This is a genomic window from Enterobacter sp. 186315 (assembly GCF_053290175.1).
Window position 1 is genome coordinate 1 of the sequence record NZ_JBPTTK010000022.1, and the last position, 15,794, is coordinate 15,794.

At 56.4% G+C, this 15,794-nt stretch carries 16 protein-coding genes and 3 tRNA genes; 9 read left to right on the forward strand and 10 right to left on the reverse strand.

The window, feature by feature from the left end:
• Positions 1 to 68: 68 nt before the first annotated feature.
• Together ACSVHP_RS19060 and azuC are read right to left on the reverse strand one after the other, a co-directional pair.
• The gene (locus ACSVHP_RS19060) at positions 69 to 320 is read right to left on the reverse strand and encodes a DUF2766 family protein (RefSeq protein ID WP_234674401.1); all 252 of its coding nucleotides are present in this window, start codon (positions 318 to 320) and stop codon (positions 69 to 71) included.
• 107 nt (positions 321 to 427) lie between these two features.
• Positions 428 to 511: a stress response protein AzuC gene (gene azuC / locus ACSVHP_RS19065; protein WP_014832437.1), complete on the reverse strand. Its 84-nt coding sequence runs from the start codon at positions 509 to 511 to the stop codon at positions 428 to 430.
• A gap of 219 nt (positions 512 to 730) precedes the next feature.
• Here azuC and ACSVHP_RS19070 point away from each other — a divergent pair, with 219 nt between their 5' ends.
• Entirely contained in the window at positions 731 to 2,149 is a 1,419-nt protein-coding gene (locus ACSVHP_RS19070; RefSeq protein ID WP_417312743.1) for an MFS transporter, read from the forward strand.
• Between the two features lie 33 nt (positions 2,150 to 2,182).
• On the opposite strand, the gene ACSVHP_RS19075 is transcribed toward ACSVHP_RS19070, so the two are convergent.
• Complete coding sequence (locus ACSVHP_RS19075; RefSeq protein WP_417312745.1) at positions 2,183 to 2,821, reverse strand: RpiB/LacA/LacB family sugar-phosphate isomerase; 639 nt, start codon at positions 2,819 to 2,821, stop codon at positions 2,183 to 2,185.
• 242 nt (positions 2,822 to 3,063) lie between these two features.
• Here ACSVHP_RS19075 and yecR point away from each other — a divergent pair, with 242 nt between their 5' ends.
• From yecR to tyrP, 3 genes are all read left to right on the forward strand, one after another.
• On the forward strand, positions 3,064 to 3,402 hold the full coding sequence (yecR, locus tag ACSVHP_RS19080; RefSeq protein ID WP_417312747.1) for a YecR family lipoprotein: 339 nt from the start codon (positions 3,064 to 3,066) through the stop codon (positions 3,400 to 3,402).
• Positions 3,403 to 3,604: 202 nt separating this feature from the next.
• Positions 3,605 to 4,102 carry a non-heme ferritin gene (gene ftnA / locus ACSVHP_RS19085; protein ID WP_447552717.1) on the forward strand — a complete coding sequence of 166 codons (498 nt, stop codon included), beginning with the start codon at positions 3,605 to 3,607 and terminating at the stop codon, positions 4,100 to 4,102.
• Between the two features lie 245 nt (positions 4,103 to 4,347).
• Complete coding sequence (gene tyrP / locus ACSVHP_RS19090) at positions 4,348 to 5,559, forward strand: tyrosine transporter TyrP (RefSeq protein ID WP_447552718.1); 1,212 nt, start codon at positions 4,348 to 4,350, stop codon at positions 5,557 to 5,559.
• A 410-nt stretch (positions 5,560 to 5,969) separates the two neighbouring features.
• On the opposite strand, the gene ACSVHP_RS19095 is transcribed toward tyrP, so the two are convergent.
• Positions 5,970 to 6,638 carry a YecA/YgfB family protein gene (locus ACSVHP_RS19095; RefSeq protein WP_234674395.1) on the reverse strand — a complete coding sequence of 223 codons (669 nt, stop codon included), beginning with the start codon at positions 6,636 to 6,638 and terminating at the stop codon, positions 5,970 to 5,972.
• A gap of 419 nt (positions 6,639 to 7,057) precedes the next feature.
• Here ACSVHP_RS19095 and ACSVHP_RS19100 point away from each other — a divergent pair, with 419 nt between their 5' ends.
• The 5 genes from ACSVHP_RS19100 to ACSVHP_RS19120 all read left to right on the forward strand — a co-directional run bounded on the left by ACSVHP_RS19100 (position 7,058) and on the right by ACSVHP_RS19120 (position 12,053).
• The gene (locus ACSVHP_RS19100; protein ID WP_447552719.1) at positions 7,058 to 8,179 is read left to right on the forward strand and encodes a branched-chain amino acid ABC transporter substrate-binding protein; all 1,122 of its coding nucleotides are present in this window, start codon (positions 7,058 to 7,060) and stop codon (positions 8,177 to 8,179) included.
• 86 nt (positions 8,180 to 8,265) lie between these two features.
• Positions 8,266 to 9,180, forward strand: a complete 915-nt coding sequence (locus ACSVHP_RS19105; protein ID WP_234674393.1) for an ABC transporter permease subunit — start codon at positions 8,266 to 8,268, stop codon at positions 9,178 to 9,180.
• Positions 9,181 to 9,190: 10 nt separating this feature from the next.
• Positions 9,191 to 10,468: a high-affinity branched-chain amino acid ABC transporter permease LivM gene (gene livM, locus ACSVHP_RS19110; RefSeq protein WP_447552720.1), complete on the forward strand. Its 1,278-nt coding sequence runs from the start codon at positions 9,191 to 9,193 to the stop codon at positions 10,466 to 10,468.
• On the forward strand, positions 10,465 to 11,340 hold the full coding sequence (locus ACSVHP_RS19115; protein ID WP_447552721.1) for an ATP-binding cassette domain-containing protein: 876 nt from the start codon (positions 10,465 to 10,467) through the stop codon (positions 11,338 to 11,340). Before livM ends, ACSVHP_RS19115 begins: the two co-directional genes overlap by 4 nt.
• Positions 11,337 to 12,053, forward strand: coding sequence for an ABC transporter ATP-binding protein (locus ACSVHP_RS19120; RefSeq protein WP_447552722.1), 717 nt, complete (start codon positions 11,337 to 11,339; stop codon positions 12,051 to 12,053). The genes ACSVHP_RS19115 and ACSVHP_RS19120 overlap by 4 nt, the downstream gene beginning before the upstream one ends.
• Positions 12,054 to 12,146: 93 nt before the next feature.
• On the opposite strand, the gene ACSVHP_RS19125 is transcribed toward ACSVHP_RS19120, so the two are convergent.
• The 6 genes from ACSVHP_RS19125 to uvrY form a co-directional block, all read right to left on the reverse strand.
• Positions 12,147 to 12,233, reverse strand: a tRNA-Leu gene (locus tag ACSVHP_RS19125).
• Positions 12,234 to 12,244: 11 nt separating this feature from the next.
• A tRNA-Cys gene (locus ACSVHP_RS19130) sits at positions 12,245 to 12,318 on the reverse strand.
• A gap of 51 nt (positions 12,319 to 12,369) precedes the next feature.
• Positions 12,370 to 12,445, reverse strand: a tRNA-Gly gene (locus ACSVHP_RS19135).
• A gap of 151 nt (positions 12,446 to 12,596) precedes the next feature.
• Positions 12,597 to 13,145 carry a CDP-diacylglycerol--glycerol-3-phosphate 3-phosphatidyltransferase gene (pgsA, locus tag ACSVHP_RS19140; protein ID WP_368542348.1) on the reverse strand — a complete coding sequence of 183 codons (549 nt, stop codon included), beginning with the start codon at positions 13,143 to 13,145 and terminating at the stop codon, positions 12,597 to 12,599.
• 56 nt (positions 13,146 to 13,201) lie between these two features.
• A complete protein-coding gene (uvrC, locus tag ACSVHP_RS19145) occupies positions 13,202 to 15,034 on the reverse strand; it encodes an excinuclease ABC subunit UvrC (protein WP_447552723.1) in 1,833 nt (610 codons plus the stop codon).
• Positions 15,031 to 15,687, reverse strand: a complete 657-nt coding sequence (uvrY, locus tag ACSVHP_RS19150; RefSeq protein ID WP_234674387.1) for a UvrY/SirA/GacA family response regulator transcription factor — start codon at positions 15,685 to 15,687, stop codon at positions 15,031 to 15,033. The genes uvrC and uvrY overlap by 4 nt, the downstream gene beginning before the upstream one ends.
• Between the last annotated feature and the right edge of the window lie 107 nt (positions 15,688 to 15,794).

The following is a 15,794-nucleotide window of genomic DNA, read 5'->3' on the forward strand; positions in this document are numbered from 1 at the left end:
GCTACTGCGCTGTCGCCCTTCGACGTTTTTTCAGAAAACGGTTTCTAAATTCAAAACATCGGTTTATTTTAGTGAGATTCACCCTGCGGCGTAAATCTCAGCTCAATCAGCGCGATCGCCTTCTGGATCGCACGGAGCGTAACCGGGTCAGCCGCAGCAGGATGGCTGGTGAAATCGATGTTTTTCAGCTGGCTGGACATCTTCTCGCGCACTTCAACGGGCGCGATAACGTCAAGCACATCAAGGATTTGTTTAATGACCAGCTGGCAGGCCACGACGTCAGATACCAGTTCCTGATCGGCGCTCAGGTTTTGAGACATAGGTTTCTCCTTATTTAAAGGCGGCCATAGTAGCAAAACGTCAGCCCTTTCATCTTCCCTCTCGTCGTCTACAGGCATAAAAAAACCTGCCGAAGCAGGTTTTTTCATCAGAACATCGCACCCGGTGGGACGTCTTTGAATGTGTTGCAGTAGTTAGCCCACATGCTTTTCAGGATTTTGCGCAGTTTCATCTGGAATGCTCCGGTCGTTTATTTTGTTATGCAGGTGTTAGTGTCAATGCGCTTATTTTATGACCCACATCACAAAAATCAACGCTTTTGTGAGCAACGTCACGGTTGAAAAAACGATAGTGTTAATGATTTATTAAAAAAATTACGATAAATCCGTACCTTACGCACTTATAAGTTCCAGTAAATTTTTATAAAATTTTTTGATACGGCAGGAAGAAAATGAGTGAAAACCTCTCCGGCAAAGAGAGCCGGGGCTTGTCGCCCGCGGCGCTATTAGTTGCCGGTGCCTTCTTTATGGAGTTTCTCGATGGGACGGTCATCGCCACCGCCCTGCCGGACATGGCGAAAAGCTTCGGCGTGCAGGCGGTCGATTTGAATATCGGCATCAGCGCCTACCTGATTACCCTCGCCGTGCTGATCCCCGCCAGCGGCTGGATTGCCGACCGCTTCGGCGCGCGCAACGTCTTCGCGCTCGCGCTGGCGATCTTCACCCTCGCCTCGGTATTTTGCGGCCTGTCGACGACCGTCGATCAGTTCGTCGCCATGCGCGTGCTTCAGGGAATGGGCGGCGCGCTGATGGTGCCCGTCGGTCGCCTGGCCGTGCTACGCACCACGCCGAAGCACCAGCTGATTACCGCCATCGCCACCCTGACCTGGCCCGCGCTGGTGGCGCCCATTATCGGCCCGCCGCTGGGCGGGTTTATTACCAGCTACGCGGACTGGCGATGGATCTTCTTTATTAACGTGCCGCTCGGTATCGTCGCGATTATTCTGGCGCTGCGCGTGATCCCCGATCTGCATGAGGATACCCGCCGGCCCTTCGATCTCCCGGGCTTTGTCACCACCACCGTCGCGATGGTAAGCCTGGTCTACGCGATGGAGTCGCTGGGCGGACAGCACGTGAACGAGGGGCTGACGCTGCTGCTGATAGCCGTTGGCGCGGGAGCGATGGCCTATGCCCTTCGCCATTTCAAACGCGCCCAATGGCCGATGATCCGCCTCGACGCAATGCAGGTGCCGACCTTTCGCGTCACGATGTACGGCGGCTCGCTGTTTCGCGCCTCCATCAGCGCGGTGCCATTTCTGCTGCCGCTGATGTTCCAGGTCGGGTTTGGCATGGATGCGTTTCACTCTGGCCTGCTGGTGCTGGCGGTGTTTGTCGGCAACCTGACCATCAAGCCCGCCACCACGCCGCTGATCCGCCGTTTAGGCTTTAAAAAGCTGCTGCTGATCAACGGCGCGCTTAACGTGCTGGCGCTGCTGGCCTGCGCTTTTCTCACGCCGCAGACCCCGGTCTGGCTGATTATGCTGATCCTCTATCTTGGCGGGGTATTCCGCTCGATTCAGTTTACCGCCGTAAGCACGCTGGCCTTTGCCGATGTCCCTTCCGCGCAGATGAGCTATGCCAACACGCTCTTTTCCACCGCCACGCAGCTCGCGGTGGGGCTTGGGATCACGCTCGGCGCGATTGGCATTCGTATCGGGGAGAAAATCAGCACCGCCGCAGGGCTCAGCGCCATTCCGGGCATCAGCTTCCGGCTGGCGTTTGCGGTGATTGCCGTGATTTGTCTGGTGGGGATGTTTGATACGCTGCGCCTGACGAAAGATGCAGGCAGCGCGGTGTCGGTGAAGCGATAGCCGGGCAGACAGCGCCGCCCGGCTCGTCGCGGATTAGCCTACAATGCTGCGAACATAGGCTTCGATCTCTTTGTCCTGGCAGTTTTCAAAGAAGCACTGCTGGAAACGCTGACCGGTCACGGCGGTTTTCACCAGCTCCGGATCGATAGCGCGCAGGGTATCGAGATAGTTGTCTTTCACGACGGCGGCTTTCACCTGGTTGAGGATCCCGGCGTTGCGCACCTGCGGCTCTTTACGCTCAGGCGGATAGCCTTCCCCTTTGCGGCCGGTGAAGGCTTTCTCGAAGATAAAGCGCACGTTCAGCTCTGCGCCCCAGCCGAAGCCTTTCGCAAACGGCAGCGCCAGCGCGTTGCCGTTGTTGATCTGGGCAAACAGGAACGCGTCTGCCGGATCGATGCAGTAGCCGCAGTTTACGCCCGGGTGAATGTTCAGGGACATCAGCGCGCCCTGCCCGGTGCCGCAGCCGGTCACCACGAAATCAACCGCTTTCGAATTGAGCAGAATGCTCGCCATAATACCCAGATGAATGTAGGTCAGATGATGATCGTTCTCGTCGCTCATCCCGACGTTATAGACCGGGAAGCCTTTTTCATCGGCCACCGCTTTCAACTCATTGAGGATGATGGCATTTTTTCCTGCCTGGCTGTTTTCCATCATCAGTGCAATTTTCATCGTTACTCTCCTGAATGGGTTGCGGCGAAGCTCGCCGTGGATATCTGATCCTCTTAACCTTACTATCAAACAAACATGCTTTCAAATTAAGTGAAAACTTGTTTTAAAAAACAGAATCACGCTCACAAAACCGGGCCGCTTCGGCCGTTGCAAAGAGAAAGACCAGAAAGTTCGGCTATTCAGGCCATTGCGCCGGGCGTCTGCGGGTAGGATAACCTGTCTCCCTTTATTCAGAGCGAACCATGAAAAAAGTCTTCATTGCCGCCGCGATGCTGTTACTGGCGGGCTGTACCGTCACCCGCCAGGCGCAGGTAAGCCACCTCGACGCGCCCAACGGCGTTGTCCGGCTCGACTACGGCCAGGCCCTGCTTCAGAATGCCCGATACGATGACTACGTTACCAGCGGCACCGCCACCCGCGCCTGTCAGGGCATGGGCTATGCCACCGCCTCGGCCTACGGACAGCCCATTAAAACCTGTACCGTCGTCAGCGGCTCGCTGTGCCTGAACGAAAGCGTCACCATCCAGTACAAGTGCATGGGTTACGCCGTCAATCCCAATACCACTAATCCCTGGTATTAATCCCCACTGCCAGTCTGGCTGGCAGTGTATTTAATTAAGAAGAAAAATAATTCGCATTAATAAATAAAGCAGACTAAATGCGTGTTATTCCCATTCGTATTTTTAATAAATAAGATATTTATTTTACGTTTTGCAAATAATTAAATAACAAATTATAGTGTCGCCCATTGTGAACCCGAAAATAATAAACCGGAGCGGCACCATGCTTAAAACTGAAATGATCGACAAGCTTAATGCGCAAATGAACCTTGAGCTCTATTCCTCTCTGCTCTATCAGCAGATGAGCGCCTGGTGCAGCTATCACAGCTTTGAAGGTGCAGCGGCATTTCTGCGCCGTCACGCGCAGGAAGAGATGACGCACATGCAGCGTCTGTTTGATTATCTTACCGATACCGGCAGCCTGCCGCGCATCGACCCGGTTGCATCACCGGTGGCGGAGTACGCCTCTCTGGACGATCTGTTCCGCTCCACCTACGGGCACGAGCAGCTGATCACCCAGAAAATTAACGAACTGGTTCATGCCGCCATGACCAGTCAGGACTATCCAACCTTTAATTTCCTGCAATGGTATGTTGCCGAACAGCATGAAGAAGAGAAGCTGTTTAAATCGGTGCTGGATAAATTATCCCTGGCCGGGAAATCCGGTGAAGGCCTGTACTTTATCGATAAAGAACTTGCCACGCTCGACGCGCAAAATTAATGAATATGCGGCGCTGAATAGTCAGCGCCGCGCCGCTTTTTATATCCCTCTTCCTTTTTCAAACATTCACTCTTAATAAATATTCCCATTCAGCTTTTTCTGAATCCCTTTCGCTTTTATTTCACCCCGCAAAACACGTAAAGTATTCATTACAGTCGTTGTAACGGTGATTTGACGAATTCGCGCTTTTCCCTTACTCTGCGCCGCAGATTTTGTCGCGAAGTGGAATGGTTGTAGAGGAAAGCGTGAAGAACAGAACCCTGGGAAGTATTTTTATCGTTGCGGGCACCACGATTGGCGCAGGAATGCTGGCGATGCCGCTGGCGGCGGCCGGTGTCGGATTCAGCGTAACGCTCCTGTTACTGATCGGCCTGTGGGCGCTGATGTGCTATACCGCCCTGCTGCTGCTGGAGGTTTACCAGCACGTTCCTGCCGATACGGGTCTTGGCTCGCTTGCGGCACGCTATCTGGGGCGTTACGGCCAGTGGATCACCGGCTTTAGCATGATGTTCCTGATGTACGCCCTGACGGCGGCCTACATCAGCGGCGCCGGGGAGCTTATCGCTTCCAGCGTTAACGACTGGTTTGGCTCGTCCATTTCACCGGCCACGGGGGCTATCGGCTTTGCGCTTATCGGCGGCGGCGTGGTGTGCGTGGGGACATCGCTGGTGGATCTGTTTAACCGTTTCCTGTTCAGCGCCAAAATTCTGTTCCTGGTGGTGATGCTGGTTCTGCTGGCGCCGCACGTCCATAAGGTTAACCTCCTGAGCCTGCCGCTGGAGAAGGGGCTGGCGCTTTCCGCTATTCCGGTTATTTTTACCTCGTTTGGTTTCCACGGCAGCGTGCCGAGCATCGTCAGCTATATGAATGGCGATATCCGCAAGCTGCGCCGGGTGTTTATGATTGGCAGCGCGATCCCGCTGATTGCCTATATTTTCTGGCAAATGGTGACGCTCGGCAGTATCGATTCGTCGACCTTTGTCGGCCTGATGGCAGAGCATTCTGGTCTGAACGGATTCCTGGTGGCGCTGCGTGACGTGGTGACCTCTTCCCACGTTGAGCTGGCGGTGCATCTGTTTGCCGATCTGGCGCTGGCAACCTCGTTCCTCGGCGTGGCGCTGGGGCTGTTTGATTATCTGGCCGACCTGTTCCAGCGTCGCAATACCGCCGTCGGGCGTTTGCAGACCGGGCTGATTACCTTCCTGCCGCCGCTGGCCTTTGCGCTGTTTTACCCGCGCGGATTCGTGATGGCGCTGGGCTACGCGGGCGTGGCGCTGTCGGTTCTGGCGCTGCTGCTGCCGTCATTGCTGGCGTGGAAAAGCCGCCAGCAGCACTCCGGTCAGGGCTACCGCGTGGCGGGAGGAAAACCGATGCTGTGCGTGGTGTTCGCCTGCGGCGTGGTCGTGATTCTGGTGCAGGTGCTGATCGCGATGGGTGCGCTGCCGGAAGTGGGGTAATTCTCTGCGGTCTTATGCCGGGTGGCGGCCTTGCCTTACCCGGCCTACGTGTTCGTGCCTTCGTAGGCCGGGTAAGCGCAAGCGCCACCCGGCTTTTTTATTGGCGATGATGTTGCCGAGGTGTGGGTGTTGAGTCCCCGCCAAAATCGGCGAACCGAAGACCGGATGACAAGGGCTGGACGCCAGGGATGGCGGACAGAGGCGAATCGAGACAGGATGTCGAGTTGAGCCGACCGCAGGCAGCAGGTCGGGAGGTGAGCGCAGTGCAAAGCACCGATTTTTTACGGGGCCGCGGGGATTGATAAGGGGGCCGCGGTGGCCCCCTTATCTCGTTCACAGGTGAAGAACGTATTAGTGTCTCCTGGAATTAAGGTGAACGAAACAATTCCACCGGGCCACATCAACCAGCATCAGTGCAAACAACAGCTCTTAAACTTCTTCCCGCTCCCGCACGGACACGGATCGTTGCGCCCCACCTTCACCCCGTTCACAATCGGTTTTTGCGCATCGGGCTGCTGCGGGTTCTCCACCCAGTAGTTATACAAACGCAGCGCCGCAGGCTGAATACCTTCGATGCTCGCCTCGTACTCCTCTTCGCTCAGCCCGTCCAGCCTGTCGTTCAGCTCTTCAGAACCGTGCAGCGCGATAAGATCCAAATCCGCCTTTAGCTCGTCCGGCAGCGAAGACCAGTCGGTCAGCGCCACGCCGCGCATATAGCCGTAACACCACTCTTCCACCACGGTGTAGCTCTTGCCGTCGACGTCGTTATAGCCAAACATCGGTTCGAACTGATCCGGGTACTCGCTCAGGCGCTCGGCGATATCGTTCATATGCTTAAAGCAGAGATCGATAAAGCGGTTCATCTCGCGATCGTTCTTCCAGCGCGGGATGTATTTTTCACCCCCCCACACCGCCACCAGCCAGGCATCGGGTTCAACCACCCGTGGGCCAGACAGCACGGCGGTAAGCATTCCATCCAGTTCGGACACGTCAAGCACGGAGGCATCGTCATGACCGTAGGACATTAATGTCTCTTCCAGCCACTCCATTTCGCTTTCATTTAACGGGCCTTCAGTCATTGCTGATACTCCTGATAAAAAAAAGAAAAGATCATGGCATAGATAGCCCTGCCTGCCTATGGCTAAGTTTAGGTCCATATTGGTGCAAAAAAGAGCAATTCGTGACCGTTGCACAACTTATGGGCTTTAGTGTTAACGAGATGTGATCTCCGCTGTAATTTCACTGCGTCCCGCAGGGCGGCGTACAGCGGCACTCTATACTCAAACGTGTCGCAACCCGGTCAATGGTTTAACCATTCTGGCAACAATATTGCTTATTGTTTTGCGCGCGAATAAAGCGCAAGGAACCCTCGCCGTAATAAGCAGGATGCTGACAGATCTCGTGCATTTTGTTCTCGCTCTTGTTTTTGGATTGACCACGCCTTCAGGCGTTCGGTTTATACCGTGGTGCAAAAACCTCTTTGCTAAGGAACATAATAATGTCGCTGAAATTTATCAGAAGTCCCCTTTCTCTCGTGCTGGCAGGTTGTCTGGTGACGGCGTTTTCCTCCCGCGCCGATATTGTGATTGGCGTTGCCGGGCCGTTTACCGGGCCAAACGCCACCTACGGCGATCAGTACTGGCACGGCGCTACGCAGGCAGCAGAAGACATTAACGCCGCAGGCGGGATCAACGGTGAGAAGATTAAACTGGTTCAGGGCGACGATGCCTGCGAGCCAAAACAGGCCGTTGCCGTGGCTAACCGGCTGGTCGATCAGGATAAAGTCAAAGCGGTGGTGGGCCACTTCTGCTCCTCCTCCACCATGCCCGCGTCTGAGGTTTACAGCGATGCGGGGATCCTCGCCATCACCCCAGGCTCCACCAACCCGCTGATCACCGAACGCGGCATGAGCGATATGTTCCGCATGTGCGGGCGCGACGACCAGCAGGGTCAGGTCGCCAGCGATTTTATTGTCGACAAGCTCAAAGCCAAGCGGGTGGTCATTATTCACGATAAAGATACCTACGGTCAGGGGCTGGCAGACGCCACCAAAATCGCGCTGGCGAAACGCGGCGTTCAGGACGTGATGTACGAAGGGCTGTCGCGCGGGGAGAAAGATTTTAACGCCCTGGTGACCAAAATCGGCGCGCAAAAGCCGGACGTGGTGTTCTTCGGCGGCTGCCACCCGGAAGCGGGCCCGCTGGTGCGCCAGATGCGGGAACAGGGGTTGCAGGCTAAATTCTTCTCCGGCGACTGCATTGTTAACGAAGAGATGGTCACCGCCGCCGGGGGGCCGCAATACACCAACGGCATCTATATGACCTTCGGCAAAGATCCGCGCCTGATCCCGGACGGGAAGGCCGTTATCGATAAATTCCGCGCCGGGAAATTCGAACCGGAAGGCTACACCCTCTACTCCTATGCCTCCGTGCAGACGATTGCCGCCGCCTTCAAAGCCACTAAAGGGACCGATTCCGCTAAGGCCAGCGAGTGGCTGAAGGCGAACCCGGTCGACACGGTGATGGGCAAAAAAGCCTGGGACAGCAAAGGCGACCTGAAGGTGTCGGACTACGTGGTGTATCAGTGGGACGACAAAGGCAAATATAAGGAAGTGCAGTAACACGCTCAACGTCGGCAGGTTCGCCTGTCGACACACAATATCCCAGGCTGCGCAATGCGCGCAGCCGATAAGAAGAGCGCGCTAAGATGAGTACATTCTTCCTGCAACAGCTGATTAACGGGTTAACGCTGGGTTCCGTCTACGGATTAATCGCCATCGGCTATACGATGGTGTACGGCATCATCGGCATGATTAACTTCGCCCACGGCGAAGTGTATATGATTTCCGCCTACCTCTGCGCCATCGGCCTGGCGCTGCTGTCGTTCTTCGGTTTGCACTCCTTCCCTTTACTGATCCTCGGCACGCTGGTCTTCACCATCGTGGTGACGGGGGTATACGGCTGGACGATAGAGCGCATCGCCTACAAGCCGCTACGCAACTCGACCCGCCTGGCGCCGCTGATCTCCGCCATCGGCATGTCGCTCATCCTGCAAAACTACGCGCAAATCAGCCAGGGGCCGCGCCAGCAGGGGGTGCCGACCATGCTGGACGGCGTGCTGCGTTTTCATCTCGGCGACGGCTTTGTGCAAATCACCTATACCAAGGTCTTTATCCTCGTGGCGTCGTTCCTCGGCATGCTGCTGCTGACCTGGATTATCAGCAGCACCCGCTTAGGGCGCATGTGCCGGGCGGTGCAGCAGGACCGAAAAATGGCCTCTATCCTCGGGATCAACACCGACAGAATTATCTCGCTGGTGTTTGTGATCGGCGCGGCGATGGCCGGGCTGGCCGGGGTGCTGATCACCATGAACTACGGCACTTTTGATTTTTACGCCGGGTTCGTTATCGGGATTAAAGCCTTTACCGCCGCGGTGCTGGGCGGCATCGGCTCGCTGCCGGGCGCCATGCTCGGCGGGCTGATCCTCGGCGTCGCCGAAGCGCAGTTCTCGGGCATGGTGAACTCCGACTATAAAGACGTGTTCTCGTTCGGGCTGCTGGTGGTGATCCTGATTTTCCGTCCTCAGGGGCTGCTGGGCCGCCCCGTCGTGGCGAAAGTGTGAGGGGGATGACATGACATCATCTGAGGGCTTCTCGCTTAAGCGCTGCATTCTGGACACCGTTTTCTCCGGCATGGTGGCGCTGATTATCTTCGGCCCCATCGCCGGGGTGGTGCTGGACGGCTACAGCTTTAACTTTGACGGCCAGCGGCTGGCATGGATCGTCGGCATCGTGATGGTCGGGCGTTTTGCGCTGAGCGCTTTTCTCGGCACCCGTGCGGGCACGCGCCTGCTATCGCGTTTCGACGCAGATAGCGCGGGAGTATACGTTCGTGCTCCGGGCTACAAAAGCCGGATGCGCTGGATAATCCCGCTGGTGGTTGCCCTTGCGGTATGCTTCCCGTTCGTGGCGACCAAGTATGTTCTGACGGTGGCCATTCTGGGGCTGATTTACGTCCTGCTCGGCCTCGGGCTGAACATCGTGGTCGGGCTGGCGGGTCTGCTGGATTTGGGATACGTGGCCTTTTACGCGATAGGCGCGTACGGTCTGGCGCTGGGGTATCAGTATCTGGGGCTGGGCTTCTGGACCATGCTGCCGCTCGCCGCCGTGATGGCCGCCGCCGCCGGGGCGCTGCTTGGCTTCCCGGTGCTGCGCATGCACGGCGACTATCTGGCGATTGTCACCCTGGGCTTCGGGGAGATTATCCGCCTTATCCTCAACAACTGGCTGACCTTCACCGGCGGGCCCAACGGCGTTTCCGCCCCGCCGCCCACCTTCTTCGGCCTGGAGTTTGGACGGCGGGCAAAAGAAGGCGGCGTCCCCTTCCATGAATTTTTCCACCTCACCTATAACCCGAACATGAAGTTTATCTTCATCTACGCGGTGCTGTTCCTGGTGGTGCTGCTGGTGCTGTACATCAAGCATCGCCTGACGCGAATGCCGATTGGCCGCGCGTGGGAAGCCCTGCGCGAAGACGAGATCGCCTGCCGCTCGATGGGGTTGAATCACGTGCTGGTTAAGCTCTCGGCCTTTACGCTCGGTGCCTCTACCGCCGGGATTGCCGGGGTCTTCTTCGCCACCTATCAGGGCTTCGTCAACCCGACCTCGTTCACCTTTTTTGAGTCAGCGCTGATCCTCGCCATCGTCGTGCTGGGCGGGATGGGCTCGACCGTAGGCGTCGTGCTGGCGGCCTTTGTGCTGACCGTCACCCCGGAGCTGCTGCGCAGCTTTGCCGAGTACCGCGTCCTGCTGTTCGGCATGCTGATGGTGGTGATGATGATCTGGCGACCGCGCGGCCTGATCCGCATTAACCGCAGCGGCTACGCCGTGCGTAAAGGAGTCGCGCCATGAACGGGACGATACTGAGCGTTGAGCATCTGATGATGCATTTTGGCGGCATTAAGGCGCTCAACGACGTCAACCTTAAGGTGCAGCGCGGGTCGATAACCGCGCTGATTGGGCCAAACGGCGCGGGCAAAACCACGGTGTTTAACTGCCTGACCGGGTTTTATAAAGCCTCCGGCGGCACTATTTTGTTCAACACCCGCAGCAAAACGACGAACGTTGTCCAGGTGCTCGGGCAAAAATTCCAGCCCGGCGACTGGGTAAACCCGGCGCAGCTCGGCCAGCGTATTTTTTACAAGATGTTCGGCGGTACGCATCTGGTGAACCGCGCCGGGCTGGCGCGCACCTTTCAAAATATCCGCCTGTTCCGGGAGATGTCGGTGGTGGAGAACCTGCTGGTGGCGCAGCACATGCGGGTCAACCGCAACCTTCTCGCAGGTATTCTTAACACTCCGGCCTATCGACGTGCCGAAAGCGACGCGCTGGATCGCGCATTCTACTGGCTGGAGGTGGTTGAGCTGGTGGATTGCGCCAACCGGCTGGCGGGTGAGATCTCTTACGGGCAGCAGCGACGCCTCGAAATTGCCCGCGCCATGTGTACCGGGCCGGAGATGATTTGCCTCGACGAGCCCGCCGCCGGGCTGAACCCGGTGGAAACGCGCACCCTCAGCAGGATCGTTCGCTTCCTGCGGGATCATCATGAGATCACGGTGCTGCTGATTGAACACGATATGGGAATGGTGATGGAGATTTCAGACGATATTTTCGTGCTTGACCATGGGGACGTCATTGCCCACGGCACACCGGGAGAGATCCAGCACGATGAAAAGGTAATTGCCGCCTACCTGGGTGCCGATGAGAGCGAGGTGAGCCTGTGAGCGAGCCGATGCTGGAGTTTCGTGAAGTGGATGTATTTTACGGTGTCATCCAGGCGCTGAAGCAGGTCTCATTGCAGGTCAATCCGGGGGAAACCGTGGCGCTGATCGGCGCTAACGGCGCGGGAAAATCCACGCTATTAATGTCCATCTTCGGGCAGCCGCGCATTCGCAGAGGGGCAATTCTCTTCTGCGGGGAGGATATCAGCCACAGGTCGACCCATTTTATCGCCTCCGGCGGCATTGCGCAGGCCCCGGAGGGACGTCGCATCTTCCCGGATATGACGGTCGAAGAGAACCTGCTGATGGGCACCATCCCCATCGGCAACCAGTATGCCGCGCAGGATATGCAGAGCATGTTCGATCTCTTCCCGCGCCTGAAGGAGCGGCGTAAACAGCGGGCCATGACCATGTCCGGCGGCGAACAGCAGATGCTGGCGATCGCCCGCGCCCTGATGAGCCGCCCGAAGCTGCTGCTCCTCGACGAGCCCAGCCTCGGGCTGGCACCGATTGTGGTGAAACAGATTTTCCAGACCCTGCGCGAGCTGGCCCGCAACGGCATGACCATTTTCCTGGTGGAGCAAAACGCGCACCACGCGCTGAAGCTGTCGGATCGCGGGTACGTGATGGTCAACGGACAGATCCGCCTGAGCGGCAGCGGCGAGGAATTGCTGAGGGATCCGGAGGTGCGCAAGGCGTATCTGGGTGGGGTGTAGGCGCGTCGATATTCGAGAATTTCAGGCACAAAAAAACCACCTTTCGGTGGTTTCACGACACTGCTTATTGCTTTGATTATTCTTTGTTTCCCATGGTAGCCGGAGTGGGACTTGAACCCACACAGCGCGAACGCCGAGGGATTTTAAATCCCTTGTGTCTACCGATTCCACCATCCGGCCAGGGAAGAAAGTGGAGGCGCGTTCCGGAGTCGAACCGGACTAGACGGATTTGCAATCCGCTACATAACCGCTTTGCTAACGCGCCTTAAATCTTTCGTCTTGCGACTCACATCCGCGATTGCCGATGCGCTTAATTTGGAGCGGGAAACGAGACTCGAACTCGCGACCCCGACCTTGGCAAGGTCGTGCTCTACCAACTGAGCTATTCCCGCATGTCATCAAGTTAACGTCTAATCACTTGATTTCATTATCGTCCGGCTAACTGTGCCGCCGTTCGATGCGTTGCATTCTACTTATATGACGTTTTGAGTCAACGATATTTTTTACTTCCTGGATCGTTTGCTGAAATTTACGGCGAAACGATCACTGTTCAAGCAAATCACCGCGTGCAGCGTTCAAATATTGCAGCATTGACCACAGCGTCAGCACCGCAGCGACCCACAGCAGACCAATACCCGCCCACTCTACCCACGCGTTTGGACGCCACAGCATCCAGACCAGCGCCGCCATTTGGGCGGTGGTTTTCACTTTACCGATCCAGGATACTGCCACGCTGCTGCGCTTGCCGAGCTCGGCCATCCACTCGCGCAGGGCGGAGATAATGATCTCACGACCGATCATGGTCGCCGCAGGCAGGGTCACCCACCATGTATGATAATGCTCGGCCACCAGCACCATCGCGATAGCCACCATCACTTTGTCGGCAACCGGATCCAGGAACGCGCCGAAGCGGGTGCTCTGGTTCCAGCGGCGCGCCAGATAGCCGTCAAACCAGTCGGTAACGGCGGCAACGAGGAAGATTAAAGCACATGCGAAAGGAGCCCACGGTACCGGCAGGTAAAATGCCAGTACAAAGAACGGGATAAGCACGACGCGAAAAAGCGTAAGCAACGTAGGGATATTAAATCGCATAATGACGGTAACTATCTGTTGTAAGTAAAATTTAGCTCTATGTTGCTACAGAGCCATCAATGTTTCAACGAGTAGTAGATCTTTTCTGCCAGCCCTTGCGAAATACCCGGCACTTTTGCAATTTCCTCGATGCTGGCGTTGAGTAAACCTTGCAATCCACCCATGTACTTCAGCAGCATCTGACGACGTTTTGGCCCCACGCCGTCAATGGTTTCAAGCGTACTGGTGTTTTTGACTTTCGCCCGTTTTTTACGGTGTCCGCTGATCGCGTGATCGTGCGACTCATCGCGAATGTGCTGAATCACATGCAGCGCGGGGGAATCCGGCGGCAGGCTAAAGCCCTCGCCTTCCGGTTCAAAAAAGAGCGTTTCCAGACCGGCTTTACGATCGGCCCCTTTCGCCACCCCCAACAGCAGCGGATGGTTTTTGTCCCACTCCACGTCCAGCGACTCAAATACCGCCTTCGCCTGGCCGAGCTGCCCTTTCCCGCCATCAATCAGGATCACGTCCGGGATCTTGCTCTCTTCAATGGCCTTACCGTAGCGGCGGCGCAGTACCTGGTTCATCGCGGCATAGTCATCGCCCGGGGTGATGCCGGTGATATTGTAGCGGCGGTATTCCGCACGCAGCGGTCCGTTGGCATCAAACACCACGCAGGAGGCTACGGTCTGCTCGCCCATCGTATGGCTGATATCGAAACACTCCATCCGCTTCACTTCCGGCAGTTTCAGGAGCGTTGCCAGCGCGGTTAACCGCTGGCTGACGGTGGACTGCTGTGACAGTTTAGTCGTTAACGCCGTGGCGGCGTTGGTTCTGGCAAGCTTCAGATAACGTGCACGATCGCCGCGCGGTTTGGTCTGGACATTCACCCGGCGCCCTGCCAGCTCGGAAAGAGAATCTGCGAGCAGGGTTTTATCGTCGAGATTGAAATCAAGCAGGATCTCAGACGGCAGCGTACGCATCTGGCTGCCTTGCAGATAGAACTGGCCGACAAAGGTTTCAACGACTTCACCCAGCTCGGTACCGCCCGGCACTTTCGGGAAATAGCTGCGGCTGCCCAGCACTTTGCCCTGGCGGATAAACAGCACGTGTACGCACGCCAGCCCGGCGTCAAAGGCCACGCCGATGACGTCCAGATCGTCGCCGTTATTAGAAACGAACTGTTTCTCTGTGACCCGACGCACGGCCTGGATCTGGTCGCGAATACGCCCCGCCTCTTCAAACGCCAGCGCCTGGCTGGCCTTCTCCATGCGTGCAATCAGCTGCGTCAGCACCTGATCGTCCTTACCGGCCAGAAACAGACGCACGTACTCAACCTGCTGGGCGTACTCCTCTTCGCTCACCAGCCCGGACACGCACGGCCCCAGGCAGCGGCCAATCTGATATTGCAGACAGGGGCGCGAACGGTTGCGATAGACGCTGTTCTCACACTGGCGGATCGGGAAGATTTTTTGCAGCAGCGCCAGGGTTTCACGCACCGCGTAGCCGTTCGGGAACGGGCCGAAGTATTCACCCTTCGCATGTTTAGCGCCACGGTGCATCGCCAGACGAGGATGCGTGTCGCCGCTCAGGAAAATAAAGGGATAGGACTTATCATCACGCAGCAGCACGTTGTAGCGCGGCTGATACAGCTTGATGTAGTTATGTTCAAGCAGCAGCGCTTCGGTCTCCGTGTGCGTTACGGTGACGTCGATATTCTGAATGAGTGCGACCAGGGCTTCGGTCTTGCGCGAGGCGAGATTGCTACGAAAATAGCTGGAAAGGCGCTTCTTGAGATCTTTGGCCTTTCCGACGTAAATAACCGTACCGCCAGCATCGTACATCCTGTAGACGCCGGGCTGGCTGGTAACGGTTTTCAGGAATGCTTTTGAATCGAACACATCACTCACTGGCTTATTATGGTTTCCGCATTGCACAGACCGTGGCGAATGGCCAGGTGAGTCAGTTCGACATCGCCGTGAATGTTCAATTTACTGAACATACGGTAGCGGTAGCTGTTCACCGTTTTCGGGCTGAGATTAAGTTGCTCAGAAATTTCGTTAACTTTCTGACCTTTGGTAATCATCAGCATAATCTGCAATTCGCGCTCAGACAAACTGGCGAACGGCGATTCCGTTTTTTCAGGCTCAATCTGACTCAACGCCATTTGTTGAGCGATGTCCGACGCGATGTAACGCTGACCGGCATACACTGAACGGATAGCATTGACCACTTCCTGCGGTGCGGCACCTTTACTGAGATACCCGGCAGCGCCAGCCTGCATGACTTTGGCGGGCAGCGGGTTTTCGGTGTGTACGGTCAGCATGATGACTTTTGTGTCAATAAAGGTACGGGCAATTTTGCGGGTGGCTTCAAGCCCACCGATACCCGGCATGTTCATATCCATAAGCACCACGTCAGCCGAGTTAGCGCGACACCATTTTACCGCGTCTTCGCCACAGCAGACTTCGCCGGCAACTTTGATACCCTTTATGTCTTCAAGAATGCGTCGTATCCCTGCGCGCACCAGTTCGTGGTCATCAACAAGAAGAACGTTGATCAAAGGAAATGTCTCCAGAATAGGGATAACGCTACTGACTGCTAATCGAGTTATATTAACGGTTTTCCTCACAAGATTAAAACGCTAAAAAACGCGCTATTGGATTTTGC